At 61.6% G+C, this 26,618-nt stretch carries 26 protein-coding genes and 1 pseudogene; 8 read left to right on the top strand and 19 right to left on the bottom strand.

The genetic code is table 11. The annotated features are described in order from the left end of the window. Nucleotides 1-8: 8 nt before the first annotated feature. The 9 genes and pseudogenes from GQA94_RS14800 to GQA94_RS23655 form a co-directional block, all read right to left on the bottom strand. Complete coding sequence (locus GQA94_RS14800; protein WP_233270168.1) at nt 9-1,112, bottom strand: ABC transporter ATP-binding protein; 1,104 nt, start codon at nt 1,110-1,112, stop codon at nt 9-11. Nucleotides 1,113-1,195: 83 nt separating this feature from the next. Beyond that, nucleotides 1,196-1,621 carry a RidA family protein gene (locus GQA94_RS14795; RefSeq protein WP_158188736.1) on the bottom strand — a complete coding sequence of 142 codons (426 nt, stop codon included), beginning with the start codon at nt 1,619-1,621 and terminating at the stop codon, nt 1,196-1,198. Between the two features lie 240 nt (nt 1,622-1,861). After that, entirely contained in the window at nt 1,862-2,077 is a 216-nt protein-coding gene (locus tag GQA94_RS14790) for a TOBE domain-containing protein (protein ID WP_158188735.1), read from the bottom strand. Nucleotides 2,078-2,117: 40 nt separating this feature from the next. Next, the gene (gene ssuB / locus GQA94_RS14785) at nt 2,118-2,918 is read right to left on the bottom strand and encodes an aliphatic sulfonates ABC transporter ATP-binding protein (RefSeq protein ID WP_158188734.1); all 801 of its coding nucleotides are present in this window, start codon (nt 2,916-2,918) and stop codon (nt 2,118-2,120) included. Then, nucleotides 2,915-3,700: an aliphatic sulfonate ABC transporter permease SsuC gene (gene ssuC, locus GQA94_RS14780; RefSeq protein ID WP_158188733.1), complete on the bottom strand. Its 786-nt coding sequence runs from the start codon at nt 3,698-3,700 to the stop codon at nt 2,915-2,917. The genes ssuB and ssuC overlap by 4 nt, the downstream gene beginning before the upstream one ends. Nucleotides 3,701-3,883: 183 nt before the next feature. Then, the gene (ssuD, locus tag GQA94_RS14775) at nt 3,884-5,032 is read right to left on the bottom strand and encodes an FMNH2-dependent alkanesulfonate monooxygenase (RefSeq protein WP_158188732.1); all 1,149 of its coding nucleotides are present in this window, start codon (nt 5,030-5,032) and stop codon (nt 3,884-3,886) included. A gap of 54 nt (nt 5,033-5,086) precedes the next feature. Further along, nucleotides 5,087-6,070 (bottom strand): sulfonate ABC transporter substrate-binding protein, encoded by a 984-nt coding sequence (locus GQA94_RS14770; RefSeq protein WP_158188731.1) that lies wholly within the window; start codon nt 6,068-6,070, stop codon nt 5,087-5,089. Nucleotides 6,071-6,256: 186 nt separating this feature from the next. Next, a complete protein-coding gene (gene ssuE / locus GQA94_RS14765) occupies nt 6,257-6,850 on the bottom strand; it encodes an NADPH-dependent FMN reductase (protein ID WP_158188730.1) in 594 nt (197 codons plus the stop codon). A 20-nt stretch (nt 6,851-6,870) separates the two neighbouring features. Continuing rightward, nucleotides 6,871-6,942 (bottom strand): annotated as a pseudogene (locus GQA94_RS23655) (peroxidase); the annotation flags it as partial. A 651-nt stretch (nt 6,943-7,593) separates the two neighbouring features. On the opposite strand from GQA94_RS23655, the gene GQA94_RS14755 reads away from it, so the two are divergent. From GQA94_RS14755 to GQA94_RS14745, 3 genes are all read left to right on the top strand, one after another. Then, nucleotides 7,594-9,339 carry a potassium/proton antiporter gene (locus tag GQA94_RS14755; protein WP_158188728.1) on the top strand — a complete coding sequence of 582 codons (1,746 nt, stop codon included), beginning with the start codon at nt 7,594-7,596 and terminating at the stop codon, nt 9,337-9,339. Nucleotides 9,340-9,626: 287 nt separating this feature from the next. Beyond that, the gene (locus GQA94_RS14750; RefSeq protein WP_199270160.1) at nt 9,627-10,895 is read left to right on the top strand and encodes an APC family permease; all 1,269 of its coding nucleotides are present in this window, start codon (nt 9,627-9,629) and stop codon (nt 10,893-10,895) included. Between the two features lie 145 nt (nt 10,896-11,040). After that, nucleotides 11,041-13,260 carry a hybrid sensor histidine kinase/response regulator gene (locus tag GQA94_RS14745; protein ID WP_158188726.1) on the top strand — a complete coding sequence of 740 codons (2,220 nt, stop codon included), beginning with the start codon at nt 11,041-11,043 and terminating at the stop codon, nt 13,258-13,260. A 58-nt stretch (nt 13,261-13,318) separates the two neighbouring features. On the opposite strand, the gene GQA94_RS14740 is transcribed toward GQA94_RS14745, so the two are convergent. Then, a complete protein-coding gene (locus GQA94_RS14740; protein WP_158188725.1) occupies nt 13,319-14,341 on the bottom strand; it encodes a GGDEF domain-containing protein in 1,023 nt (340 codons plus the stop codon). A 308-nt stretch (nt 14,342-14,649) separates the two neighbouring features. Here GQA94_RS14740 and GQA94_RS14735 point away from each other — a divergent pair, with 308 nt between their 5' ends. Continuing rightward, nucleotides 14,650-15,159 (top strand): ProQ/FinO family protein, encoded by a 510-nt coding sequence (locus GQA94_RS14735; protein ID WP_158188724.1) that lies wholly within the window; start codon nt 14,650-14,652, stop codon nt 15,157-15,159. Nucleotides 15,160-15,460: 301 nt separating this feature from the next. Here GQA94_RS14735 and GQA94_RS14730 read toward each other — a convergent pair whose 3' ends face one another. Further along, nucleotides 15,461-16,105, bottom strand: a complete 645-nt coding sequence (locus tag GQA94_RS14730; RefSeq protein ID WP_158188723.1) for an ion channel — start codon at nt 16,103-16,105, stop codon at nt 15,461-15,463. A gap of 283 nt (nt 16,106-16,388) precedes the next feature. On the opposite strand from GQA94_RS14730, the gene GQA94_RS14725 reads away from it, so the two are divergent. Continuing rightward, nucleotides 16,389-16,664, top strand: coding sequence for a hypothetical protein (locus GQA94_RS14725; RefSeq protein WP_233270167.1), 276 nt, complete (start codon nt 16,389-16,391; stop codon nt 16,662-16,664). A 135-nt stretch (nt 16,665-16,799) separates the two neighbouring features. Next, nucleotides 16,800-17,063 carry a hypothetical protein gene (locus GQA94_RS14720; RefSeq protein ID WP_158188722.1) on the top strand — a complete coding sequence of 88 codons (264 nt, stop codon included), beginning with the start codon at nt 16,800-16,802 and terminating at the stop codon, nt 17,061-17,063. Between the two features lie 50 nt (nt 17,064-17,113). On the opposite strand, the gene GQA94_RS14715 is transcribed toward GQA94_RS14720, so the two are convergent. Continuing rightward, on the bottom strand, nt 17,114-17,359 hold the full coding sequence (locus GQA94_RS14715; protein ID WP_158188721.1) for a hypothetical protein: 246 nt from the start codon (nt 17,357-17,359) through the stop codon (nt 17,114-17,116). Nucleotides 17,360-17,528: 169 nt separating this feature from the next. Between GQA94_RS14715 and GQA94_RS14710 the strand changes: the two genes are divergently transcribed. Further along, nucleotides 17,529-18,281, top strand: coding sequence for a FadR/GntR family transcriptional regulator (locus GQA94_RS14710; protein WP_158188720.1), 753 nt, complete (start codon nt 17,529-17,531; stop codon nt 18,279-18,281). A 70-nt stretch (nt 18,282-18,351) separates the two neighbouring features. Here GQA94_RS14710 and GQA94_RS14705 read toward each other — a convergent pair whose 3' ends face one another. The 7 genes from GQA94_RS14705 to GQA94_RS14675 form a co-directional block, all read right to left on the bottom strand. Then, complete coding sequence (locus tag GQA94_RS14705; protein WP_158188719.1) at nt 18,352-19,278, bottom strand: EamA family transporter; 927 nt, start codon at nt 19,276-19,278, stop codon at nt 18,352-18,354. A 94-nt stretch (nt 19,279-19,372) separates the two neighbouring features. Beyond that, the gene (locus GQA94_RS14700; protein WP_158188718.1) at nt 19,373-20,653 is read right to left on the bottom strand and encodes a TRAP transporter large permease; all 1,281 of its coding nucleotides are present in this window, start codon (nt 20,651-20,653) and stop codon (nt 19,373-19,375) included. Next, on the bottom strand, nt 20,653-21,180 hold the full coding sequence (locus GQA94_RS14695; RefSeq protein WP_158188717.1) for a TRAP transporter small permease: 528 nt from the start codon (nt 21,178-21,180) through the stop codon (nt 20,653-20,655). The genes GQA94_RS14700 and GQA94_RS14695 overlap by 1 nt, the downstream gene beginning before the upstream one ends. A gap of 67 nt (nt 21,181-21,247) precedes the next feature. Further along, nucleotides 21,248-22,222 (bottom strand): TRAP transporter substrate-binding protein, encoded by a 975-nt coding sequence (locus GQA94_RS14690; protein ID WP_158188716.1) that lies wholly within the window; start codon nt 22,220-22,222, stop codon nt 21,248-21,250. Nucleotides 22,223-22,308: 86 nt separating this feature from the next. Beyond that, nucleotides 22,309-23,208: an SMP-30/gluconolactonase/LRE family protein gene (locus tag GQA94_RS14685; RefSeq protein WP_158188715.1), complete on the bottom strand. Its 900-nt coding sequence runs from the start codon at nt 23,206-23,208 to the stop codon at nt 22,309-22,311. A 42-nt stretch (nt 23,209-23,250) separates the two neighbouring features. Further along, nucleotides 23,251-24,075 (bottom strand): NAD-dependent epimerase/dehydratase family protein, encoded by an 825-nt coding sequence (locus GQA94_RS14680; RefSeq protein ID WP_158188714.1) that lies wholly within the window; start codon nt 24,073-24,075, stop codon nt 23,251-23,253. Nucleotides 24,076-24,452: 377 nt separating this feature from the next. After that, nucleotides 24,453-25,358 (bottom strand): LysR family transcriptional regulator, encoded by a 906-nt coding sequence (locus tag GQA94_RS14675; protein ID WP_158188713.1) that lies wholly within the window; start codon nt 25,356-25,358, stop codon nt 24,453-24,455. Between the two features lie 110 nt (nt 25,359-25,468). Between GQA94_RS14675 and GQA94_RS14670 the strand changes: the two genes are divergently transcribed. Beyond that, entirely contained in the window at nt 25,469-26,608 is a 1,140-nt protein-coding gene (locus GQA94_RS14670; protein WP_158188712.1) for an L-talarate/galactarate dehydratase, read from the top strand. Nucleotides 26,609-26,618 lie beyond the last annotated feature (10 nt).

Below are 26,618 nucleotides of genomic sequence, written 5' to 3'. Positions count from 1 at the left end.
ACTCCGATTCAACGGGCCGACTGAGTGTCGGCGGCGAAGGCACAAACGCCCTCGTCATCGAAAGCCAGTCCTGCTACTGCACCGACCGGCCAGCGAGTCAGTGCGTCGAGGCCGGACTGGCGCACGAACAGACGGGCCTGGCCCAAGGCGGGAACGTCCAAATGAATGTCGACGTGGTCGCCTTGGAAGACATGGTTGACCACCGTCCCGGTGAGCAATTGCCCGTTTCCCAATGCCACCAGACGAATGTTTTCCGGACGCACGTACACGTCCAGGCGCGAACCGACCGAAGCGTGCACTCGATTGGCAGGCAAGCGAAGCCTGGCGTCTCCCAGCTCCAGGCAGGCGCTTTCGTCCCGACTCAGGTACCGACCGGGCAGGATGTTGGCGTCGCCGACGAAACCGGCCACAAACGGATCTTCCGGGTTGCGGTAGATCGCGTCCGGGGAGCCGATTTGCCGTATATGGCCGGCGGACATGACCACCACGCGGTCGCTCATACTCAGGGCTTCGCTCTGGTCATGGGTAACGAAGACGGTCGTTACGCCCAGCTTGCGCTGGATTTCCTTGAGCTCGATCTGCATGGAGAGCCGAAGGTTCTTGTCCAGTGCAGAGAAGGGTTCGTCGAGCAGGAGCACCTTGGGGCGAATGACCAACGCGCGAGCCAGCGCAACCCGTTGTTGCTGACCGCCGGATAGCTCCCGAGGCTTTCGCTCGCCATATCCACTCAGCTTTACCAGTGCCAGCGCCTGCTCTACACGCTCGGCGATTTCGGCCTTGGGAACGCCGCGCATGCGCAAACCGTATCCCACATTCTTTGCCACGTTCATGTGGGGGAAAAGTGCGTAGTTCTGGAAAACAATGCCGATTTCTCTTTGATAGGCCGGCGTTTCGGTAACAAGCTGGCCATCGATGAAAATCTCGCCGTTGTCGGCTTCGGCGAATCCAGCCATCAGGTTCAGCAGGGTGGTCTTGCCGCATCCCGAAGGCCCGAGCAGCGTAACGAACTCGCCTTCCTGGATCTTGAGTGAAACCTTCTGCAGTGCAATCGAATGACCGAAGCGCTTCAATACGCCGTCCAGCTGAACGGCGGTACAGGTCCGGGAAGACATTGATGTTTCAGTATCGTACGTAGAGGAAACAGGCTTGATCAGTGCAGTCGCCATGGGCGCTCCGGTATTGAATGGGCTTGGGATCAGGCGACGGGCCAATCGTCGGGGATGACGGCAATGACATCGATTTCCATCAGCCACTGCGGCTGGGCGAGCCCCGATATCACCAGCCCGGTAGAAATCGGAAATACGCCCTTGAGCCATCTGCCGACTTCCTGATAGACGGGCTCGCGGTAACGGGGGTCGACGATGTAGGTGGTGGTCTTGACGATATGGGACAGGTCAGAGCCTGCTTCTTCGAGTAACTGTTTGACGTTCTTCATCGCCTGCTCAGCCTGGGCTTTCGGGTCACCCAGCCCGACAAGGTTGCCCTCGAAGTCGGTGCCCACCTGACCGCGTACATAGACCGTGTTGCCTGCACGCACGGCCTGGCAAAGGTCGTTGTCCAGCGCTTGATTGGGGTAGGTCTGCTTGGTGTTGAACATGCGGATGCGGGTATGAGTCGGCATGGCTGAAACTCTGTGTCTACGGATGACCAAGCTTCACATTGCGCTCCAGGCAGCGAAACCAGCATTTACGTCGGGTAGTGCTTAGGAAAATCTGAAGCCGGTAGACATGACCTGCAATGCAATACGAGCGTGGCCCGGCAAGCGCGTCCAGTTTGGAAAATCGATAATCGGCCAAGAGCGGACGGAGGCGCACGGTAAAAATGCTGGAAAGCGCCACTCTAGGCGCCCGCGTTCTTTGCTCTACAACTTGGCGATTGAAACTTCCGTGGATTTAACGAACGCGATAACCTCGCTGCCGATACCTAGTTCAAGCTCCTTCACGGAACGCGTGGTGATCACGGATGTGACGATCCCGGCTGCGGTCTGTACGTCGATTTCCGACAGGACATCGCCGTGAACGATTTCCCGAATTGTGCCTTTGAATTGATTGCGCACGTTGATTGCTTTAATGGTCATGGTGTTGCTCCTTTCGATCGGGAGGGGGTTCGAGCGTGAATCAGAGCGCCCAGCGCAACTGCGTGGGCAAGAGGGAAACGGGCTCCGCTTGCGGCGGGGGCTCCGGCAGCGCGAGCACGCGGTTGAGTACCTGTTCCTCCAGCACTGCCAGGGCCGCCGCGCCTCGATTGCGTGGATGGGGGATATCAATGATGAGGTCGAGGCCGATGCGCCCCTCTTCGATGAGGATGACCCGGTCTGCCACTGCCACTGCCTCGCTGACATCGTGGGTGACGAGCAGCACGGTGAAACCATGCCGTTGCCACAAACGTTCGATCATCTGCTGCATTTCGATGCGGGTAAGCGCATCCAGCGCACCGAGTGGCTCATCGAGTAACAGCAAACGTGGTTGATGAATCAACGCACGAGCCAGTGCGACGCGCTGTTTCTGCCCGCCGGACAATGCCGCCGGCCAATCATTGGCACGGTCGGCCAGCCCAACCGCTGCCAGCGCGTCTGCAGCTTTCAGGCGCCAGTCTCCGCTCAGACCCAGGCCGACGTTATCGATCACCCGCTTCCACGGCAGCAGCCGAGCGTCCTGAAACATCAGGCGAATATCGTCGCGCACGCTCTCGAGGTGAGCGCTGCCAGCGGTCAATGCACCGCGACTCGGCTGTTCGAGTCCCGCCAACAGGCGCAGCAGTGTGCTCTTGCCGCAGCCGCTACGACCAACCACGGCGACGAACTGGCCGGCCGGGATGCGCAGGTCGATCCCTTTCAACACTTCGCGTTGAGCGAATGATTTGGCGAGCCCTTCGATACCGAGTGCGAGACCTTGGCTAATACTGTGCAAAGCGGTCATTGCGCACCTGCCTTGGCCTGGTAGGCCGGATGCCAACGCAGCCAGGCACGCTCCAGACTGCGAGCGGCAAGGTCGGCCAGCTTGCCGAGCACCGCGTACAGCAGGATCGCCAGTACCACCACATCGGTCTGCAGGAACTCGCGCGCATTCATTGCCAGGTAGCCGATGCCGGCGTTGGCTGAGATGGTTTCAGCGACGATCAGAGTCAGCCACATGAAGCCGAGGGCGAAGCGCACGCCCACGAGAATTGACGGCAGCGCGCCGGGCAGGATCACCTGGCGGAACAGCGCAAAGCCCGACAGCCCATAGCTGCGCGCCATTTCCACAAGCGCAGGGTCGACGTTGCGGATGCCGTGGTAGGTATTCAGGTAGATGGGGAACAGCGTGCCCAGCGCGACGAGGAAAATCTTCGCGCTCTCATCGATGCCAAACCACAGGATCACCAGAGGAATCAGCGCAAGGTGCGGCACGTTGCGGATCATCTGCACACTGCTGTCCAACAACCGCTCGCCCCAACGCGACAGACCGGTGATAAAGCCCAGCAGCAACCCAATACCGCCGCCGATGGCAAAGCCGATTCCGGCACGCCAGCCGGAGATGGCCAGGTGCGTCCAGATTTCACCGCTGCGCAGCAGCTCCCAACCGGCAGCCAGTACCGCACTGGGCGCCGGCAGGATGCGCGTAGACAGCAGCCCGAAAGCCACCGCGCCTTGCCAGGCGGCGAGCAGCACGACCGGCAGGGCCCACGGCGCCAGGCGTTGCCCAAAAGAATTGAAGGTCATGGTTTGCCCCATATTTTCGTGAGTTCATCGACGTAACGTTTGCAACTGTTCGCTTTAACCAACGGCTCGCTGTTTCGCCGGGCCGACGACAACAGACGGGCCCTGCAAATCGTTGGGTGGGCTTCAGTCCACCAATGGCCTGGTGCCACGGCGGTGACTAACGCCCACCCTACGATGCTGCACTCAGCTCGCCGCGGCCGCTTTCGGCAGGATGTCGCTGGAGATCATCTCGCCGAACGGGCTGACATAACCGCGGCTCGCTGGGCGCTCGGGCTGAGCGATGTCGAGATGCGGGAAGAGCAGTTCGGCAACCCGATAAGCTTCTTCAAGGTGCGGGTAGCCAGAAAAAATGAAGGTGTCGATACCAAGGTCGGCGTATTCCTTCACGCGCGCGGCCACCGTCGGTCCGTCGCCTACCAGTGCAGTGCCAGCCCCGCCTCTCACCAGCCCGACCCCGGCCCAGAGATTCGGCGCCACCACCAACCTGGCGCGATCGCCGCCATGCAGTGCCGCCATGCGCTGTTGACCAACCGAATCGAAGCGCGCCAGCGAGGCCTGCGCCTTATCGATGGTGTCGTCATCGAGATGGCTGATCAGCCTGTCGGCGGCAGCCCAGGCTTCATCGTTCGTCTCGCGCACGATCACATGCAGGCGGATGCCGAACCGCACCGTGCGGCCATGACGAGCCGCGCGGGCACGTACGTCAGCGATTTTCTCTGCCACTGCCTCCAATGGCTCGCCCCAGGTGAGATATAGCTCGACCTGCTCGCCGGCCAGTTCGTGGGCCGCTTCGGAGGAGCCGCCGAAATACAGCGGAGGACGCGGCTGCTGGATCGGCGGATAGAGCAGCTTGGCGCCTTTGACCTGCAGATGCTTGCCCCGGTAGTCGACCGATTCGCCCTCCAGCACCCGCCGCCAGATGCGGGTGAACTCCACAGATGCTTCATAGCGCTCGGCGTGGCTGAGGTTCAGCCCATCGCCGGCCAGCTCATCCGGATCACCGCCGGTGACCAGGTTGAACAGCGCACGGCCATTGGACAGCCGGTCAAGGGTTGCCGCCTGGCGTGCCGCCACCGTTGGCGAGATGATGCCGGGCCGCAGGGCCACCAGGAATTTCAGGTTCTGCGTCAACGGAATCAGGGAGGCCGCTACCAGCCAGGAGTCTTCGCAGGAGCGACCAGTAGGGATCAGCACACCGCCATAGCCGAGGCGGTCTGCAGCCTGGGCGATCTGGGAGAGATAACCGTGATCGACAGCACGGGCGCCTTCGGCGGTGCCCAAGTACTTGCCGTCACCGTGGGTGGGCAGAAACCAGAATATGTTCAAGCTCATGAATATGGCTCCGAATCGATAGGCTCGCCGCAGCGAACCAGGGTTGGATGACGTTTATTCCGCGTATTGGGCGATGCTCTTTGGCGCCGTCCAGATCACGTCCTGAATGACGAGCTTCTTCGGAATAAGCCGGAGCGTGGTGAAGGTGTCGGCGATGTCCTGCTGCGCCCGCACTACCACCGCATCGATCGGCTTGGCGCCATAGCCCTGACGAATTACGGCCTTGCGGGTGATCTCGCTGGACAGACCGAGCAAAGGCGCCACCTGGGATGTCGCCTCATCAATGTTGCCCTCGACCCAGTGGCCGATATCGCGGATTTCCTCGATCAGCGTGGCAACTACTTTCGGATGGTCTTCAGCGAAGGGACGCGCTGCCAGATAGAACTGGTGGTTGCTTACCAGTCCCTGGCCGTCACGCAGCGTGCGTGCCTGCAATTGCTCCTCGGCGGCGGCCTGGAAGGGATCCCAGATCACCCAGGCATCAACGCTGCCGCGCTCGAAGGCAGCGCGGGCATCGGCCGGCGGCAGGTACACCGGCTGAATGTCGCTGTACTTCAGCCCGGCAGACTCCAGTGCGCGCACCAATAGGTAATGCACATTGGAGCCCTTGTTGAGCGCGATCTTCTTGCCCTTGAGCTCGCTCAGCGAGCGGATCGGCGAATCCTTGGGCACCAGGATCGCTTCCCCGGAGGGCGCCGCGGGTTCGTAGGCCACATAGAGCAAGTCAGCCCCGGCCGCCTGGGCGAACACCGGCGGCGTTTCACCGGTCACGCCAAAGTCGATGGAGCCGACGTTGAGCCCTTCGAGCAATTGCGGGCCACCGGGAAACTCGGTCCAGCGAACCTCGAAGCCCTGATCTACCAGCCGCTGTTCCAGGGTGCCGCGTGCCTTGAGCAGCACCAGCGTGCCGTACTTCTGATAGCCGATACGCAGGACGTTCGCCTGCTTCGACTGGGCCTGAGCGTGAGTAATGGCGCCGAAAGAAATGGCCGCAGCAAACAGGGCGACCAGTCCTCGACGCAAGGTGTTTGTGCGCATGGCACTCTCCTTGACAGTCTTGAGTTGGGTTCACGACCTGCTTGCCCGTTGGCGGGCGAGTAAGGCTTTGGGTTTGGCGACAGGTTTCAAGCGACAAGCCATCACGCGGAGGCTTGCGGTGCGATCAACTTGTCGAGTGTTGCTCGGTGGTTTGTACCTCTAACTTTTGTCGCTTGGCGCTATTTCTCAAATACTCCAGCGCGCGCTGGTCAGGCTTGTATGCAACAACTTCGGATCGAGCGGCTGGTGACGCCGAGCAAGGGCTGCGTATAGCTGCTCAAGCGACTCGAGCAGACGCTCGGTCAATTCAGGCGCAAGGCTGGGCAGCCGCGTGCCGTCGGCGTAGCTGATCTGCGCATCGACTGCGTATACGCCGTGCAGCATTTCCTGCGCCTTGAGCGCGGCCAGCACGGGCTTGAGTGCATAGTCCACTGCCAACATATGCGCCACGCTACCGCCAGAGGCCATCGGCAATACGACCTTGTGCGCCAGGGCGCGCTCGGGCAACAGGTCCAGCAAGGCTTTTAGAGCCCCGGAAAACGACGCCTTGTATATCGGCGTCGCGATCAGCAGACCGTCAGCCGCTTCGACATGCCCGGCAAAACGCTGCACCAGTGGGCTGTCGAAGCGGGCATGCAGCAGATCTTCTGCATCGAAATCGCGCACGCCATAGCTCACGACTTCGGTGCCACGTTGGCGCAACCAATCGCTGGCGAAATCCAGCAACACGCCGGAGCGCGAGCGCTGGCTGGGGCTACCGGCGAGAGAGACAACCAACATGTGAGAAATCCTTTTACTGATCAACGATTGGGTTGTGGAGTAAGGCGCAGATAGGGCTTCACCGCACGGTAGCCCTTCGGAAAGCGCTGCTGATGACGAACAGCGAGCGCACCGTCAGGGTGTCGTTGGCGTTCGGGTGAATGAGGTCGTTCATGGTTGCCTGCTCTGTGCCGCTGACTTGCGTGGAACCCACTATGCTCAAGACGGCAGATAAATAAAAAGAATAAATAATAATTTATTTATAACTATTCGATCTTTAAAAAGAGGCCGAAACCAACCGTCTTTGGCGCAACCGCTCATGTCGCGAGCAGGCAGACAGCGGGCTATTGGTACACCCAAGACTGCGTATCTCTTTCTCATCGACTCGACCAGGACGATGGTCGAGCGTGTCGAGGCGCAGTTCGACCTCATGCCGGAACGCCTTATCGGCGACACCGCCTATGGCATTGCCGGGAGGATGAGTCGGTCCGTCTGCTTTAGATTCAAACTGTAGAAAGGCCTGATGCAGCCGATCCCGTCAGGTCCGCGAAGCCCAGGTAATGCCTCGCAACATCTCGGATGAAATCGATCGGACTTTCGGTTATCGAACGGTACACAGGTAGAGCGCCGCTTCGACGGCTGGGCGGGCAGGGCGGCTGCATCCGACGCCGCGCTTGCTTGCGCTTGTGTGCCCGACGCCGTCATATCAACACCTCAACCTTGCCGAACCGATCGTGCTGGGGGGATGACTATAAGGATCAACCGTGTTCACGATTGACAAGTTGCTGCTTCTCGCCGCTGTCCTCATTTTACTAGGGGTGCTTTCCAGCAAGATTTCGGCCCGGCTGGGTCTACCCGTTCTGGTGTTGTTCCTGATCACCGGTATGCTCGCCGGCGAGAACGGAATCGGTGGCATCGTTTTCGACAATGCGGTGGCTGCGCACGCGCTCGGAACGCTCGCCTTGGCGCTGATCTTGTTCGACGGTGGCCTTCAAACACCCGTTTCGTCCATCAAGAGGGTCTGGAAGCCAGCTTCGCTGCTCGCCACGGTTGGCGTTCTCGTCACGGCTGCGATTGCGGGTCTGGCTGCGTCCTGGATGCTCGGTCTTCCTGTTCTGGAAGGCATGCTGCTGGGGGCGATCATCGGGTCAACCGATGCGGCGGCGGTGTTCTCGCTTCTGCGAAATGCCGGAATCCATATCAATCAGCGCTTGAAGTCGGTACTCGAGATCGAAAGCGCCTCCAACGATCCAATGGCGATATTCCTGACGGTGGGTCTGCTGGAAGTCCTGGTCAACGGCATGCCGCTAGGGTGGGGCCTTCTCCGACTGTTCCTGATGCAGATGGGCGTGGGGGCGCTGGTGGGGCTCGGCGTCGGTTGGTCGGTGCTCAGGCTGCTGAGCAGGATCAAGTTGGTCGCGACGGGTTTGTATCCCGTACTCGTCGCAGCCGGTGGACTATTGGCCTACGGGATCTCGGCCAATCTTGGAGGCAGCGGGTTTCTAGCCATTTTTGTCGCCGGCGTCATGATCGGTAATCAGAAATTCGTTTTCCAACGCAGTACATTTCTCTTCATGGACGGCCTGGCTTGGCTCAGCCAGATCACCATGTTCGTTGTGCTGGGTTTGCTGGTCGATCCGGTTTCGCTGCTGGAGGTCTGGTTCGAGGGCCTGGTCATCGCGATGGTGCTGGTTCTGATTGCGAGGCCGCTGGCGGTTGCTCCGCTGCTGGCACTGTTCGGTTTCAATCTCAGGGAAACAGCGCTTGTCTCCTGGGTCGGCCTGCGCGGATCAGTGCCGATCATTCTTGCGATCTTTCCGTTGCTCTTTGGCCTGCCCAACGCGCCGCTTATTTTTAACGTGGTGTTCTTCGTGGTATTGCTTTCGGCTACTGTCCAGGGGTCCACGCTTGCGCTCGTTGCACGCAAGCTTGGTTTGACGGAGAAGCCACCAGCAGCGCCTGCCGCCACTCTGGAGATTTCATCGCTGCAAGATGTCGACGCGGAAATAGTCGAATATACGCTTGGCAGCGATGCACGCGCTGCCGGCAGGCTGCTTTCACAGATGGCTCTGCCCGAAGGCGTCGTCGTCGCAATGGTCACACGTGGCTCTGCCGTCATACCTCCGCGCGGATCGACCCGGCTGGAAGCCGGCGATCACCTGTTTGTCGTGCTAAAGCCGATCAATCAGGTATTCGTCGATTCGGTTTTTTCGCAAGCGGTAGAAGCCTCGAGGAACGATTTGCCGGATCTTGAGCTCAGGCTGAAGGGCAGCACCAAGGTCGAGGATATATGGAACTCCTACGGCATCGATCTGGCTGCGGATAAAGGAGAAACATTGGACCAGTTGCTGAAGCAAGCCCTACACGGCAACGACAGCCCCGGCGCTGAGCTCACAGCAGGATCGGCGCTGCTGATCGTTCGCGAGCAGCTACATGGCCGTATTACCACCGTGGGCATTCAGGCGATGCCCGCCGGCCGTGGGACGGCAGCCTCGGCTCCGTCGACCTAGGGCGCGATATCGCGGCATCGGGGCGTCGAACCTTGCGCCGTACGAAGGGCGGGCGAATCGTTGAAAGCGCTCGGCGAATAGCACCCAGGCGGTTGAACCTGCCTCTGCTTTTCATATCAAGCGGCGGCGCCCGGTGTCGGGGGGCCGATCAAAACCCTCGGTTTAGTACTCGCCGCGAGAACGATCCGGGTGCCGCGACGCTCAAAGCAGAACCCTTGCACTGCTTCCGGAACGAGCCCTTGGCCAGCAATGACACAGACCCGCTCAAGCGGGTGGTCACGACCCCAATGCTGATGATCTTCATCCTGGGCGACGTCCTCGGCGCTGGGGTCTACGCCCTTGCGGGAACTATCGCCGGGCGGGTCGGTGGGCTCATATGGGCTCCGCTGCTGATCGCGCTCCTGTTTGCGTTGCTGACCGCTGCTTCCTACGCCGAGCTGGTCACCAAGTATCCGAGGGCGGGCGGCGCTGCGCTATACGCCGAGAAGGCGTTCGGCAAGCCGTGGGTGTCGTTCCTGGTGGGATTTTCCATGTTGGCTGCCGGTGTCACCAGCGCGGCGGGACTTGCGGTCGCGTTTGCTGGCGGCTATCTGCAGGCATTGGTGGACTGGTCGCCCGCTTGGGTTTGCCTCGGCTTCCTGGTCGTCGTGGGCGTGCTCAATGCCCGAGGCATCAAGGAAGCGCTCAGCGCGAATCTTGTGATGACAGTCATCGAACTCAGCGGCCTGGTCATCGTCATCGTGGCGGCAGGATGGTTCGTCGCGGGTGGAGAAGGGCGTTTCGCGCAGCTGTTGGACGGGGATTCGGCGGTGACCGCCACCTCGGTGCTGGGTGCGTCGCTGCTCGCCTTCTATTCGTTCGTCGGGTTCGAAACATCGGCGAACCTCGCTGAAGAAGTGCGGGACGTCAGCAAGGTCTATCCGCGCGCGCTGTTCGGTGCGTTGCTTATCACCGGGGCCGTCTATCTGCTGGTTGGCGTGGGGGCCGCGCTGGTACTGCCCGACGATGTACTGAAAACCGCCGATGCGCCTTTGATGGAGGTCGTTTCGGCCTCAGGGCTCGGCGTGCCGACCCAGTGGTTCGCGCTCATCGCGCTGATCGCGGTAGCCAACGGGGCGCTGCTCACCATGATCATGGCAAGCCGCCTGGCCTACGGTATGGCGCGTCAGGGGTTGCTGCCAGCGGTCATCGGGCGAGTGCTGCCGCGCCGACGGACGCCTGGAGTCGCCATCCTCGGTACTACCGCCGTTGCGATTGCGCTGACGTTCACCAGTACCTTGGCGGTCCTGGCCGAAACCGTGGTGCTGCTCCTGCTGTTCGTATTCATCAGCACGAATCTGGCGGTGCTGGTACTCAAGCGTGATCACGTCGACCATGACCATTTCAAGGTGCATTGGATTTTCCCAGTGCTGGCACTGGCCTCCTGTGCACTGCTTCTGTTACAGCAAAGCGCCGAAACATGGCTTCGTGCCAGTATCATGCTGGCCGTCGGCGGCGTGCTCCATGCAGCGTCTTCCAGGACGAGAGCCCGGCGGCTGTCCGATGGAGGGCGGTAGGTTGTCTGAGTGTGTTGCGGTTATGCCTGCCATTGGCAAGGCTGACCTGATCGCTGTTTCCTGTAACCGCTTACTGACTCCGGCGAGCCGTAGGCCCAACGAGGCCTCACTCAGCCGATGGGCCTTGATCTAGGATTCTATTTTTGTGTCGATACGCACCCGTCTGGTCTGGCTGGTCATTGCCGTCATTGCTCCGGCACTTGCATTTGCGTTTTACGCGACCTATTCGATTTACAAGGCGCAGGCGTCCCAGGTCGACCAAGGCATGTACGAGACCGCCCGCGGGGTCGCCCTGGCGGTCGACCGGGAGCTGGAACGATACGAAGCGATCGTAACCACACTCGCGGCCTCGCCGACGTTGATAAACGGCGACCTGCGTGGATTTCACGACCGGCTGCAACAGACCGTTCAGCCAACCGGCGCGGGTGTGACGATCTTCGATCCAGACGGCATCCCCTTGGCCGACTCGGATTATCCCTACGGCGATCCGTTGTCTATGCCGCCAAGCCTCCCGGCCTTCGAAGACGCTCGCCTGCTGGACGTCAGTCCGATGTTCCTCGACCCGGTGACCCAATCGTACAGCGTGGCCATCCACCGCCCAGTCGTACGCGACGGTCGTATCCGTTACTACCTGACCATGAAGTTCCCGGTCACAGACATGGCGGCACTGCTGGACGCACAAGAGCTGCCGGAACGCTGGCTAGGCGTGATTCTCGACCAAGCCCATACCATCGTCGCGCGCAGCCACAACCCGATCGGCCACGTGGGTGAGCCCGCTACTGATGACTTCGTCGCCAAGCTGAAGGCGTCGCACGTTCGCGATGGCAAGGTACGGTCCGTCACGCGCGACAGCCAGGAGGTGGTGACCTTCTTTAGCCGCGCTGAAGCGTCGGGCTGGACCGTACTGATCGCGATCCCCAGGCAAGACCTGCTCGCCAGCGTGCTGGCCCCGATCGGGACGGCTGCGCTAGGAATCCTCGCGGTGCTGGCGCTGGCTATCGGGCTCGCTGTTGCCGTCGGTCGCACGATCACAAGCCCTCTGGCAGCACTCGACCGAGCCGCCGGCGCGTTGGCGCGCGGCGAGGTGTTCGAGGCGCCTCGCACCGGCATAGAAGAAACCGACCGCACTGCCCAGGCTCTGGCCCTCGCCAGCGTGACGCTCCATCGCTCGAGCCAGGAAATGGCCGAGCGAGTAGAGGAGGCGGTGGCACAGGCTGAGCGTTCCCAACGGGCGCTGCTTCAGGGCCAGAAACTCGAAGCGCTGGGCAACCTGACTGCCGGAATCTCACACGAGTTCAACAACCTTCTGCAGAGCATGACTGTCGGATTGCAACTTGCCGATATGCTGAGCACGAACCCCAGGGCCAAGCGCTCGATCGAGGCCTGCCAGCGGTCGGCCCAGCGGGCTACCCGTCTTACGCGCCACCTGATGACCTTCAGCCGAAGCCGCACCGGCGATGTCGAACAGGTTGACCTGCGTGCGCTTATTCTGAGCATGCGCGAGCTTCTGACGGGCGTCCTGCCCAATCGGGTAGTCCTGGAACTCGATTTGCCAGACGGCGCCTGGCCAACCGCCGTCGATCCGGTGCAGTGCGAACTCGCCATCCTCAACGTCGCGATCAATGCACGCGACGCCATGCCCGACGGTGGCCGGTTGACGATCAGACTTCATAGTCAGACGTTCGCGCATGGCAACCCGCTGGGCGTGCCGGCCGGCGCGTACCTGTGTGTCGACATCAACGATGACGGCTGCGGAATGAGCAAGGCAGTGGTGGTCCGAGCGTGCGAGCCGTTCTTCACCACCAAGGCAATTGGACAAGGTACCGGACTGGGTCTTGCCCAGGTCTACGGCTTCGCTAGTCAGTCAGCGGGCACCGTTGCGATCGAGAGCGAAGTCGGCGAGGGCACCCGCGTGACCCTCGTGCTGCCGCGCGTCGAGCACCAGGCGCTCGCGACGGCTCCGCTGGTGGAGTCGCTGGCACGTGCGGCCCGCACGGCCCGGGTGCTGCTGGTCGATGACGATGCCGACGTGCGCGACGTCGTGGTATCGATGCTCGAGGAATTGGGTTATCAGGTCGACGAGGCGCAAGATGCCGATCAAGCCCTGGCGAGATTGGCCGACACGAGTCGGCCCCGCATCGATGTGCTTCTGTCCGATATCGTGATGCCCGGTCGACTGGACGGGGTGGCGCTCGCCAAAAGCGCGCAACGCCTGTACCCGGACCTGCGGATCATATTGGCGACCGGTTACACGGAGCACATCGTCACCGATTACAAGTTCCGCGTATTGCCCAAACCCTTCACCAGCCAGACCCTCGCCGACGCGCTACTCGACGCGCTCGGCACCGACGCTCTTGCTCGATAACGCCTGATACGAAATCCCCGGCGTGTGTCGTGATAGCCAGACTGTCGGCGTCTGTCCGTCACGCCAGCTCCACGCGATTCCGGCCGTTCGCCTTGCCTCGATACATGGCCTGGTCTGCTCGAGTGAAGGTGTGTTCGATGGTTTCATCGTCACGCTTGATTGCCGCACCGACGCTCGCGGTTATGGTGATGGCGTTCGCGCCACACACGATCGGCTTTTCCAGCAGCATCAGCCGAACACGTTCAGCCAGCATGTGCAACTCCTCAGGCTGATTGACCTGTACCAACACGGCAAACTCTTCGCCGCCCAGCCGGATCAGCATATCGTCGGCGCGCAACACGCCCTTTAGCCGGCGAGCGGTATGCACCAGTACCTGATCGCCGGTCGCATGGCCGTAGCGATCATTCACCGACTTGAAATGATCCAGATCACAGCACAACACCCCGACCATCTTCCCGTCCGACAACGCTTGATTGAGCAAGACGGGCGCCAGATGTTCCAACCCCATCCGATTCCAGGCGTGAGTGAGCGGGTCGGTCATCGCTCGCATCCTCTCGGCATCCAGGATTTTGTATAGCTCGCGAATGTGAGTGTTCTGCACGCGCTGAAATACGTAGCCCTCCGCGAGCGTCGCGAGATCCTTCAGCATCGCCTGCTCGGCCGTGTTCAATTGACGCGGCTGGGGATGGAACAGGCAGAGCGTGCCAATCGGAAACCCGTTGATGACGATGGGGCGTCCGGCATAGAGCCGCACGCGCGGCGCACCGGTCACCAGAGGATTGTCACTGAAGCGCGGATCATCCAGTGCATCCGGAACGATCAGCGAACCGGACTGCAGGATCGTATGGCTGCAAAAGGAGATATCCCGCGGCGTCTCGCTGATATCCAACCCTTGCCGTGCCTTGAACCACTGGCGATCACGGTCGATAAGGCTGAGGAGCACCGTTTCGACACCAAAAGCGGTCTGGGCAACCCTCACCAGGGTATCCAGATGCACATCGGCGGCGGTGTCGAGCAGGTTCAGGCAGTCCAGCGTGTACTGCCGTAGCGCTTCGTCTGGGTGCGGCGGTGCGATAAGCATCTCGATACCGAGTCATGGACTTGCAAGGATCGTAGCAGTGGCGCGAAGCGCTGGCCATGAAGTTGTAGCGCGGAGCAACATCGGTTCCGGCCAATTCCAGCGTGGCGCCACCCGCAGAAGCGGCGAGATAGTGCTTATCGTTAATCGGCCCCGATCAGCGACGTACCCGCTATTTCATAGCATGTTGGCGGGCAATGGAATGTCGCGGTCACGCCCCTTGATCATGTCGGCGCTTGATCAGGCTGTGTGAAAAGACGACATGGGATAACCTTGCACCACGAATCAACCATGAAGCTGTGAACTAAACGATGGGTTTTGAACAACTAGCTGAGCTACGCGACCGCCTGCGGGCCGAAAAAATGCAGGAAAAGACGGACAGTACGAAGCCGGGTACGCGAAAGCCTTCTCCGAAGGCGAAGCCTCGCGAGCAAGATCCCGCGATCGAAGCGATCTGGCGGTTGCAGAAGCGCTTTCCGTTGGCGTTCCCGGTCAATCCGGCCCCCAAGGTTCCGCTGAAGGAAGGCATTCTCAAGGATGCCGAGCAGCACCTGGAGCTGCTTGGAATATCCAGCGAACAGCTCAAGCAGGGCATCGCTGTTTGGTGCCGAGGAAGCCGATATTGGGCAAGCATGACGGAGAATGCGCCGCGCGTGGACCTGAACGGCGAGGCAGTGGGCGTCGTGACGGCCGCTCAGGCGCTGCATGCCAGGCAGCAGGCCAAGCGGCAGCGTGGACAAGCACGACGTCATCCGAAAAAGCCTAAAGAGCCTGTAGAAGACAAGGCTATCGACACCGCTGTGGAACAGACCGCGGATTGACATCACGCGCGCTCGGCATGACGCGGGCGCGCCACTGACAAATGGCGCGACGCGATGATGAGGCGGCACTGCCCGATGGCAGGGCCCGCCTGTCGGATGTGCCCGTTCGCCGGTTTTGCCACGAGCATGACGACGCTGCATGGCGGTGGCCAGGGCACGCGGGCGGCTTATGCGCGACCGATCGACGACAGATGATCGTCTCCCGCGGCGCTATGCATAGGAGGTCGGCTGGCGCCGATCGGAGTGGCGGCATTCGCCCCAACAGCTGCCGCCTGCAGGCGAAAAGCACCCTGGCTGCGCATCAACGCCGAATGGTCAGCCCGATGACGCGCGACACGACCAGAGCGATGTACATCAGTCCTGCAATCTCTTCGAACATCACCAGCGCCCTCGCCACGGGTCGGAGCGGCAAAATGTCGCCGAGGCCGACGCCGGACAGAACGGTGACGCTGAGAAAGAGTAACTCCAACCACGAACGCGGCTCGTCGGGCTGCAGCTGGCCGACGAAACTGCCTGGAGCGAGCAGTTGGCAGGCGGCGTAGGCATAAGCGAATGCCCATGCCAGCAGCGTGAAAGTCGCGCCTACGGCGAACAGCTCGTCTGTGGTGGTGCGCTGATCCTCGATCATGTAACCGATCAGCCCGGCCGCTGCGTAGAAATAGAACACGGACTCAAAGACGACCAATGCGATTCGCAGATTTGGCGCGGCAGTCAATTCGGCGGCCACCGTGAGCACGAGTATCGCGGCAGCCAGGAAGAAAGCCACCGAGTGCAGCGTCGGGCTCCGATTGACGATGCGCAGCGCCGCAACCAGAACCACCACACCGAAAGCACCGAAGGCCGCGCGCCCGAGCGGCGTATTTTCCATGAAGGGGTACAGCAGGATGCCGAGTAGCTGGATGAACAGCAGCCCGGCGGATGGATAGCGGACAAGGTAAGCCAACATTGTTTTGCTCATGGGATAAAGGGACAGCCAGGTTGCATGGACGGAAAGGGTGGCGCTGCCGTTGGAGTGTGAGCGATAGACGCAAGCGAGTCGGCGGTTGTCATTCTAGGCGTCGCGTTGCCGTTGGTATGCAGGCATTGGTGAATCGGCCGGTCGCGTGGCCGTCCGCCAATGGCGCCAGAGCGGGAATCGACTCGCAGTTGACCAATGGCAGCTTTGGACCTGAACGCCAAAGCCCCTCGATCCTCTTATCTGTACAAAGCAATGGCCGAGGAGGTGAGACATGGGCATCGAGCGCGAGGACCGGCAACCGCTGCACGAACCCCGTACCAATATCCGCGCCGAGGGCGACGACGGTGTGGTGATTCCAGGCTCAGCACCACCCTTGAGCCCTGGCCGAACGGATGTGAACCCCGATGATCAGGCGGGTGTCGATGAGCTGCCCGGCAACGAACTGGAGCGTCCGCGCGAGCAGACCGACGGCGTACCGCACGAGCGCGAAATGCCGGATGTCGATGTCGACAACGCTGAAATGGACGATTCGCCGAACCCGCGTTGACACCCGGACGGCAACGGGCCGTGTGGCAAGGCGATGTTGGGTCCGATCGTTCGGTTTCCAGCGCCAGGGTCGCGCCCGCTTATCGGTTGCGTGGCCCTGGCGACTCCGTTGGCGATATCACAAAGCGGATTGACGATGAATAAAGGTAACAGACAGCGCTGTGGCGTCGCCGTGTTCGTAGGGCTGATGGCGGGGTGCACCGCCATCGAAACCGTACCCCCGGCAGACGGCACCGATGAATACGTATTCGCTTGTACCAAAGTTGCCGGACAGCCCGGGTGCGAGACAAGGGCGCGCACGGTGTGTCCGGAGGGTTACGAAACCTTGAGTAGCGAAGAAGATTTCGATCGCAAGGAGTTGCGCGTGCGCTGTACCGTGGCAGACGAACAGGCGCGCTGATTGCGCCTACCGGTCGGCGCCTTGGCAGCCGCCGGCCGGCAGACCATCGGCTATCCGTCGATGCCCAGCAGTTGCTGGGCTTCTCCCAGTACTTCAAGCGATTGCTCATGATCGCCGGCCTGGTGCAACTTCTCACCTTCGGCGCGGAGCTCTTTGACCCGCGTGAGAATGGCCGGATCGCTGGGTGGATCGGTTTTCAGGTGCTCGTCGATCTTGGCCATGTCCATCGGGCAATGCATTGCCCAGATCGGTGTGCTGAAGGCGGCAACGGCAACGAGTAGCAGTAGGCGGCGCATGATCGTGTCTCCAGGTGAGTGGCTCCGTCAGTGCAGTATAGGGTTCGTCTGAAAACATGCAGTTTTTCGGATGCAAGGTGCGACGGGATCAAACAGGGCTGCCCGATAGTCATCGTACAACTACTGGGCTATGATACGGATTACTTCGCTTCAGAGATCGATGTGCCCCATGGAAAACCAGAGCGCTCAGCCACGCGTCCGCCGAAAGCATCGCAGTCTTGCCCAGGAACTCGTCACGGAGTTGTCCCAGCAGATACGCGACGGACTCATCAAGCGCGGAGACAAGCTGCCTACCGAGTCTGCGATCATGCAGGCCCAGGGCGTGAGCCGAACGGTGGTGCGCGAGGCCATCTCTCGCCTGCAAGCATCCGGACTGGTGGAGACGCGTCATGGTATCGGCACCTTTGTGCTCGATACCCCCAGCACCACGGGTCTTCGTATCGATCCGGCGACCATTGGCACGCTGCGTGACGTGCTGTCGATCCTTGAACTGCGCATCAGCCTGGAGGTCGAGTCGGCCGGACTCGCGGCAATGCGCCGTACGCCTGAGCAACTGGAGGCAATGCGGGCGTTCCTGGATTCGCTGCAGCAGAGCACGGCGCTGTCCAGCGAGGCCGCGGTATCGGATTTCCAGTTCCACCTGCAGATTGCAGAGGCGACCGGCAACCGCTATTTCACCGACATCATGAACCACCTCGGCACGGCGATCATCCCGCGCAGTCGGCTCAATTCCGCGCGCCTTGCGCACGATGACCAGCCGCACTATCAACAGCGACTCGGTCGTGAGCATGAGCAGATCTACGACGCCATCGCCCGTCAGGATGCCGAATCGGCTCGGGCAGCGATGCGTTTGCACCTGACCAACAGCCGCGAGCGGCTTCGCCAGGCGCATGAAGAAGCCGAGACCGACAAGGCCATTTGACGGTCTCGGACGTGTCGATCAGTAAAAGCCACGCATGCGCGTGGCTTTTTTCTGCCGACCGATGCGCCGGTCAATTCTTGCGGTAAGTCAGCATGACGATGCCGAAGATGACGATGACGCCGCCGAGAATCTGGCCGGCAGCAAGCATCTGGTCGAGTACCAGCCAGCCCATGATCAAGGTCGCCAGCGGTTCGATGTTCATCACCGGCGCGTTGCGCGGCATGTTCAGTCGCGGCACCGACATGAACAGGGTGATGAAGCCGATCCCGTAAAGTGCGACAAGCACCGCCAAGGCCATCCAGCCCGTGCTGCTTTGCGGCAACGACAGCCCACCCGGCAGCAGGCCACTGAGGCCGGCGAGGTTTGCACTGCTGAACACCACCAGCATCGTCAGCATGCTGCGCACCGAACCGCGCACCTGCGAAAGCTTGTGGTCGGTTATCCATAGGGCGGTAGCGAAGACGCTGGCCGCGCAGAAGGCCAGGGCGACGCCGAGCACCCATTCCGGGCCAGCGGCTTCACTGGAAGAAAGGCGTGTCGGCACTTGCAGCACGAACATCAGGCCGACCAGGATCAGTCCCATCAACAGGGCTGTGCGAGCCGTGGGCCGAGCGCCCCCCAGGGCCCAGGTCAGCAGCGCCAGCAGGATTGGAAAAACGTTGGCCACCAGCAACGCCAGTGCGACCGGAATACGCGCGACCGCCGAGTACAGGCAAATGCTCTGCGTTGCGATCAACAAGCCCAGCAACAGCTGCCAGCGCCAGGCACCCGGGGCGAGGCGAATGCTCTGGCGTTGCCAGAACACCAATCCGGCCAGGACGATCAGCGTACCCCCCGAGCGCATCAGGATCGCCAGCAGAACCCCCGCGCCGTCATCGAAGGCGACACGGGCCGCGACATGGTTGCCGGCGAATGCGCAGCCGAGGCAGACGAGTATCAGCACCGCGATATGACGTGGGAACAGAGCAGGGGCGTCGGGATGAGCTGGGGCAGACATGGCGTGGGTTCTGATCCTTAAAAAATCAAACGCCAGCCTCAGGCTGGCGCGTGGATGGTGAAGGCGTTCGGCCCGCCGGGCCGAACGGCCAGGTTTATAGCACTACGCTCGGCAACCAGAGCGAGATGGCCGGAATATAAGTCACTGCCAGCAGGACGAGGAACAGCGCCGCATAGAAGGGCAGCAGCGCCTTGACGGTGTTCTCGATCGTGACTTTGCCGATGGCCGCGCCGACGAACAACACCGCGCCTACCGGTGGGGTGATCAGACCAATGCCGAGGTTGACCAGCATGATCATGCCAAAATGCACCGGATCGACGCCGATACCTACGATCACCGGCATCAGAATGGGCGTCAGGATCAGAATCAGCGGGGCCATGTCCATCAATGTACCGAGCACCAGCAGCATCAGGTTGATGCACATGAGGATCACGTAGCGGTTGTCCGACAGGGTCAGGAACAGCGTGGTGATCTTCGATGGAATCTGCATCAGCGTCATGATGTAGCCGAAGCTGGCGGCGAACGCGATCAGGATCATCACCACGGACAAGGTACGGACCGTGCGATGCAGCAACTTGGGCAACTCCCGCCACTTGTAATCGCGGTAGATGCACATGGTCACGAAGAACGCCCAGACGACCGCGATCGAGGCTGATTCGGTCGCGGTGAACACGCCCGAGAGAATACCGCCGAGGATGATGACCATCGTCATCAGGCCCCAGAGTGCATCCACGCAGATTTTCAGCGCTTGTTTAAGCGGGACGACTTCGCCTTTTGGATAGTTGCGTACCCGAGCGAAGATCAGGCACATGGTCATCATCACGGCGCTCAACAGCAGGCCCGGCCCGATTCCGGCGATGAACAGCGAGGAAATCGAAACCGTTCCCCCCGCAGCCAGCGAATACAGCACCGAGTTATGGCTCGGTGGCGTCAGCAGGGCCTGCACCGAGCCGCTGACCGTGACTGCGGTGGAGAACTCACGCGGATAGCCTTTTTTCTCCATTTCCGGAATCAGCACCGAACCCACCGAAGCGGTATCGGCCAATGACGAGCCGGAAATCGCGCCGAAGAAGGTCGAAGCCATGATATTGACCAGCGAAAGGCCGCCGCGCACGAATCCGACCAGTACGGCGGCGAACGCCACCAACCGTCGTGACATGCCGCCTTCGGCCATGATGGCCCCGGCCAGCACGAAGAAGGGGATGGCCAGCAAGGAAAACTTGTTGACCCCGCCGGCGACCTGAATCATCACCGCGTCGAACGGGATATCGATCCACCAGGCGCCGATCAGCGCGGACAGGCCAAGTGCATAGGCGACCGGCATGCGCAGGAGAAACAGGACGGCGAAGCTGCCGAGTAGAACCAGCGCATCCATTACACCGCCTCCTTGCTGTCTTCGACCAGCTCGTAGTTGACTGCGCGTCGATGGCTCTGATCGCCGAACAGGATTCGTTCGATCACGAACAGCAGCGTAATGGCGCCGCCCACCGGGATCGGGGAATAGGTGATGCCGACACGCAACGTCGGCAACGTGCTCATGAACTGGTTCCAGGTGGCGATGCACAGCTTGACGCCCCAGATCGTCATGAACAGGCAGATGATGCCCATCAGGATCTGCACCAGCAGTTCGATATGGCGGTGCAGATGCTCGGGCAGGCGGTCGGTGAACATCGTCACCGCCATATGGGCCGCGGCCCGATAGCTGGCCGCAGCGCCAACGAAGGTGAAGATCACCATCAGCAGGATGGCCACCGGCTCGGGCCAGCCGCCACCGGAGCCCAGCACGTAGCGCGCGAAGATCCCCCAGGGGATGATCAAAGACATGACCACAATGGCCAGCCCCGCGACCCAGATACAGGTCATGTAGATCGCGTCGTTGACGCGCAGCAGCGTGTTTTTCATCAGGCTTCACCACAGGCGCGACGACGGGCGCAAACCCGTCGCCGCGAGGCTTTTCAGAGGGAACGGGTTACTGGACGGCTTCGATACGCTTGATCAGCTCGGCGTAAGGCGCGCCGTACTTCTCGCGGACCGGGGCGGTCGCATCGTAGAAGGGTTTTTTATCCACCTCGATGAAGGTCACGCCTTCTTCCTTGAGCTTGGCTTCGCTGCTGGCGGTTTTCTCGTCCCACAGCTTGCGCTCCTCCATCTGCGCTTCCTTGGCGTACTTCTTGACGATTTCCTGCTGCTCGGGGGTGAGCTTGTTCCAGGTCGCCTTGGACATCACGATCGGCTCGGGAAGAATCAGGTGACCGGTCAGCGAATAGTTCTTCGCGGCGCGGAAGTGGTTGTGCTCGAGCATGGTCGGCGGGTTGTTCTCGGCGCCATCGACCACACCGGTCTGCAGGGCGCTGAAAATTTCGCCGGTATTCATCGCCACGCCCTGCGCACCCATGGCGTTCAGGGTGTCGATGAACAGCGGGTTGCCCATCACACGAATCTTCATGCCCTTGAGGTCTTCGAGGTTGCGCACCGGCTCCTTGGTGTAGAGGTTGCGCACGCCGCCGTCCATCCATGCCAGGCCGACCATGTTGAATTCGGAGTCGGTGATCTTGTCGAGAATCTCCTGGCCGATTTCACCGTCGATCACTTTGCGCATGTGGTCGTGATCGCGGAATACGAAGGGCATGTTGAATGCGTTGACGTCCGGTACGACCGGTCCGAGTGTGCCCAGGCTGACGCGTGTCATCTGCACCGCACCGATCTGGACCTGTTCGACCACTTCCTTCTCCGAGCCAAGCACGCCGCCTGAGAACATGCGGAACTTGAGCTCACCGTTGGTGGCCTCCTCGATTTTCTTGCCCATGTTTTCCTGAGCCACGACGGTCGGATAACCGGCCGGGTGGATTTCAGCGATTTTCAGTGTCATGGCTGCATGGGCCGCGCTGGACAGGCAGAAGGCGAGGGGGAGTGCAGCGATGAGCAACTTGCGTTTGAAGTTCATGTGGATCTCCATGTTGTTGTTGTTGGTGTGCAGCGTTGGAGCGTCAAGGCCGGGCGACTGCAAGCCTGTCCTGAGTGAGTGAAACGTTAGCGAAAGCGGGGTTCCTCCAGTCCGGCGACGCCGGCGTGCAGTGCGAACAAACCGCCGGCCAGTGGCTGATCGGAGAGATCGCCGCCCGGACGGATGGACGTGACGAAGAGGGTGTCCAGGCCAGGCCCTCCGAAGGCGCACATGGCGGGTTTTTTCACCGGGACCTGCAGCGACCGATCGAGACGCCCATCGGGGGTGAAGCGGTGGATCAGTCCTGCGTCGTTGCCGCAGATCCAGTAGCAGCCATCGATATCCACGGCAGCGCCGTCAGGCCGGCCGGGATAGGCGTTCATGTCGACGAACAGACGGCGATTGCTGGGCGTGCCGCTGTCGAGGTCGTAATCGAACGCCCAGATGAGCTGTACGCCCGGATGCGAGTCGGAGAGGTACATGGTCCGGCCGTCCGGGCTGAAGCCGAGTCCGTTGGGCACGATGAAATCATTCATCTGGGCCGCCAGCGGTTCGCCACGCGCCTCGCCGTCAAGCCGATACAGCGCGCCAGCGGGGATGCCGGCAGCCATGTCCAGGGCCATGGTGCCGGCCCAGAAGCGACCCTGGCGGTCGCAGCGGCCGTCGTTGAAACGCATGGCCGCGTGGCTGTGCCGCACATCGGCGAGGCGGGTGGCGCTGAGCGTGCCGTCATCCTGCGCAACGACATCGTAGAGGCCGTCTTCCATGCCGGCGACCCAGCGATTCGCGTCGCCCTGGCGGTGTGCGATACAGCCAATCATCTGTTCGCCCGTCCAGCGGGTCACTGACCCATCCGCGGCCTTCCAGCGCAGCAGCTGGCGATTCGGAATGTCCACCCAGTAGAGCGCCTGCTCGGAGGCGATCCACACCGGGCTTTCACCGGTTGCGTTCTGTGCATCGACTATCAGTTCTGCCTGGTGTGCCATGGCGATTCTCTTGTTGTTGTTCGCGGCGTGGCGGGGAAGCGATCAATCGTCGAAGGGGCCTGCTTCGCAGAACGCTCCTCCCTGGTAGATCAGGGCAGGATCATTGGGCGCATAGGGCGGCTGCGCTTCGATCTTGTCGCGGAACACTTCGGAGGTATCCCGGGGCTGGAAGCCGAGGTGTGCCGCCAAGTGGTTGTCCCACCAGACATCACGGTTCGCCGAGGCACCGTACACGACGGTGTGACCCACGTCGGGCGTAAACAGCGAGCGGCCGATCAGATCGGTCAGGTCCCGGTAGCTGAGCCAGGTCGCCATCATGCGACGGTTGAGTGGCTCAGGAAACGAAGAGCCGATGCGGATGCTGACGGTCTCGATGCCGTAGCGATCGAAATAGAAGCTCGCCATGTCCTCGCCATAGGATTTGGACAGGCCGTAGTAGCTGTCCGGTCGGCGCGGGGCGTTGGCGTCGAGGGTTTCGGTCTGCTTGTGAAAGCCGATGACATGGTTGGAACTGGCGAAGATGACGCGCTTGATGCCGTGTGTGCGTGCGGCTTCGTAGATATGGAACACGCCGCGGATGTTGGCCTCGAGTATCTCTTCGAAGGGGCGCTCCACTGAAACGCCGCCGAAGTGTGCGATCGCATCGACGCCTTCGCAGAGCGCATGCACGGCGGCTTTGTCGGCAAGGTTGCACTGCACCACTTCTTCCTGGCTGCTGGCAGGCGGTTCCATTTCGGCGATATCGGAAAGGCGGATGATCCTGGCGTAGGGGCGTAGCGTTTCGCGTAACACCTTGCCCAACCCTCCTGCGGCGCCTGTCAGCAGGAGGCGGTTGAAGGGTGTGGGAACGGTCGTCGTGCTTGTCATTGTGGTCTGCCCATCGCTTATTGTTTTTGATGTCATCTGTTGTCGGATGACTTGCGCCGATTATTTCCGCCGCTCCTGATTTTTGTCAACCCGTCACCGTAATCCTTTCATGGCCGCATCAGACACTCCAAACGCGCCGGAGCGGCCAGGTCATTCGGGCTGTAGAGCGCATAGACTCTGGGTTTGTCTCGTGAACGGGTCGCGTTCTGTGGACCACGCTATAGGGCGCCGCCGAGCAATCACATTCCACTAAAGTCGAGCAGCGGATGCCGATTGTCGGGCGATGAAGCGACGGGTTGATTGATGCAGGGTTGTATGACGACATAAGGCGCGAGCGGAACGACGGCCGGCTGGACGGTACAGCCGGCCGAGGTGGGTCAGCGCGCCTGAGCGGCATCGCGGGCCGACTGGCGCACTGCGTCGCGAAGCGCGGCAACGGCGGGGTTGTCGTTGTCCTCACGCCAGGCCAGATGCAATTCGCTATGCACGCCGCGCGGCAGCTCGATGGCGCGCCAGCACACCCGCTTGAAGCTCACCGCACTGGCGCTGCGTGGCACCAGGGCCAGCCCCATGCCCGCGTTGACCAGCGACAGGATGGTGAGCGTATTGCCGAGCGACTGCACGTAGTCCGGCTGCACTGCGCTGGAGCGGAACATGCCGGTGAGCAGTTCGTTGAACGGCTGCCACGCCGCATGGGCATAGAGGATGAACGGCTGGCCATGCAAGGCAGGCAGGGTCAACGGCTCCCGTGTGGCCAGCGCATGCTCGCACGGCACGGCCAGGATAAACGGCTCGCACACCAGGCGCTCGCTGATCAGCCCTGGCTGGTTCAACGGGGCACGCACGATCGCCAGATCGATCCGCCGCGCATGCAGCGCTTGCAGTTGCTCGAATGTCGACATTTCCTGCAGCGCGATCTGTACGCCAGGGCGTTCATGCCGGGCCTGTGTGACCACCCGAGGCAGAAAGTCATACACCGCACTGGCAACGAAACCGATGCCAACCGTACCGCGTTCTCCGAGTGCAGTCAGGCGAGCGGTCTGGGTCGCTCGATGAGCTTGCTCCAGCAGCGCCTGGGCGTCGACGAAGAAGGCACGACCTGCTGCCGTCAAGGCCACTGTGCGGGTGCTGCGGGTGAACAGGGCGACGCCCAGTTGGTGTTCCAACAGTTGAATCTGCCGACTCAGCGGCGGTTGGGTCATGTTCAGGCGCTCGGCGGCACGGCGGAAATTCAACTCGGTGGCCAGGGCGGTGAAGCAACGAAGCTGTGCCAGATCGAACATTGATTCATTTCCGGTATCAATCCAGAGGCTGGTTAGATTAGACGGGCATCAATAGTGCCGTCCAACATAGGTCACGGGCTTGCCTCACCCGCTTTGCTTCTGGAGACGATATGAACGCCTACAGCCCCGATCACATCACCTGGGTTGGCCTGCGGGCGGTGGAACTGCCGCTTTCGCAACCCGTGAGCGACGCCAAGGTGGCGACCGGTCGCCAGAAGCCGCTGCAATCGGTCAGCCTGCTGTTTGCCGAGATCGAAACCAGCCAGGGCCAAACGGGACTCGGTTTCAGTTACAGCCTGCGTACCGGTGGGCCCGCGCAATACGCCCACGCGCAGGAAGTCGCGCCCTTGCTGATCGGCGAAGACCCCAACGATATCGCCCGTCTCTGGAACATGCTGGCCTGGGCCAGTGCGTCGGTTGGCCGAGGCGGCGTTGCGGCGCAGGCCATCGCCGCCTCGGACACCGCCTTGTGGGATCTCAAGGCGCGGCGGGCGGGACTGCCATTGTCCAAGCTATTGGGCGCTCATCGCAGTTCGGTGCGCTGTTACAACACTTCGGGCGGTTATCTGCAGGCCACGATCGAAGAGGTCATCGACAAGGCGCTACAGTCGCGAGCGCGTGGCATCGACGGTGTGAAAATCAAGGTCGGGCAGCCGGACACCCGTCTCGACCTCCAGCGGGTCGAGGCCTTGCGCAAACAGCTCGGCGACGACGTTCCGCTGATGGTGGATGTCAACCAGCAATGGGATCGCATCACGGCCTTGCGCATGGGCCGAGCCCTGGAGAACTACCGCCTGGAGTGGATCGAGGAGCCGCTCGATGCCCACGACGTCACCGGGCACGCCGCGTTGGCCGCCCAGTTGGACACCCCGATTGGTACGGGTGAAATGCTCACCAGCGCCGCCGAAGCGCTCGGCTATGTCGACACCGGCGCGGTCGACGTGATCATGCAGGACGCGCCGCGACTCGGCGGCATTACGCCGTTTCTCAAGGTCGCGAGCGCCGCCGAGCAGCGCGGGATGGTGATGGCGCCGCATTTTGTCATGGAAATCCATCTGCATCTGGCCGCTGCCTACCCGCACGCGACCTGGGTGGAGCACTTCGAGTGGCTGGAGCCGGCGTTCAACGAACGCCTGGAGATACGCGATGGCCGGATGATCGTGCCGGACCGGCCAGGGCTTGGCCTGAGTCTGCACGAGCGGATAGCCGGCTGGACGCTGGCGGAGGTGGGTATTGGCAAGCGCAACTGAACGAAGAACC

It is taken from the genome of Stutzerimonas stutzeri, assembly GCF_009789555.1.
Classification (GTDB): Bacteria; Pseudomonadota; Gammaproteobacteria; order Pseudomonadales; family Pseudomonadaceae; genus Stutzerimonas; species Stutzerimonas stutzeri_R.
Note: the sequence above shows the minus strand (reverse complement) of the source record. Positions and strands in the feature narration are given on the sequence as shown.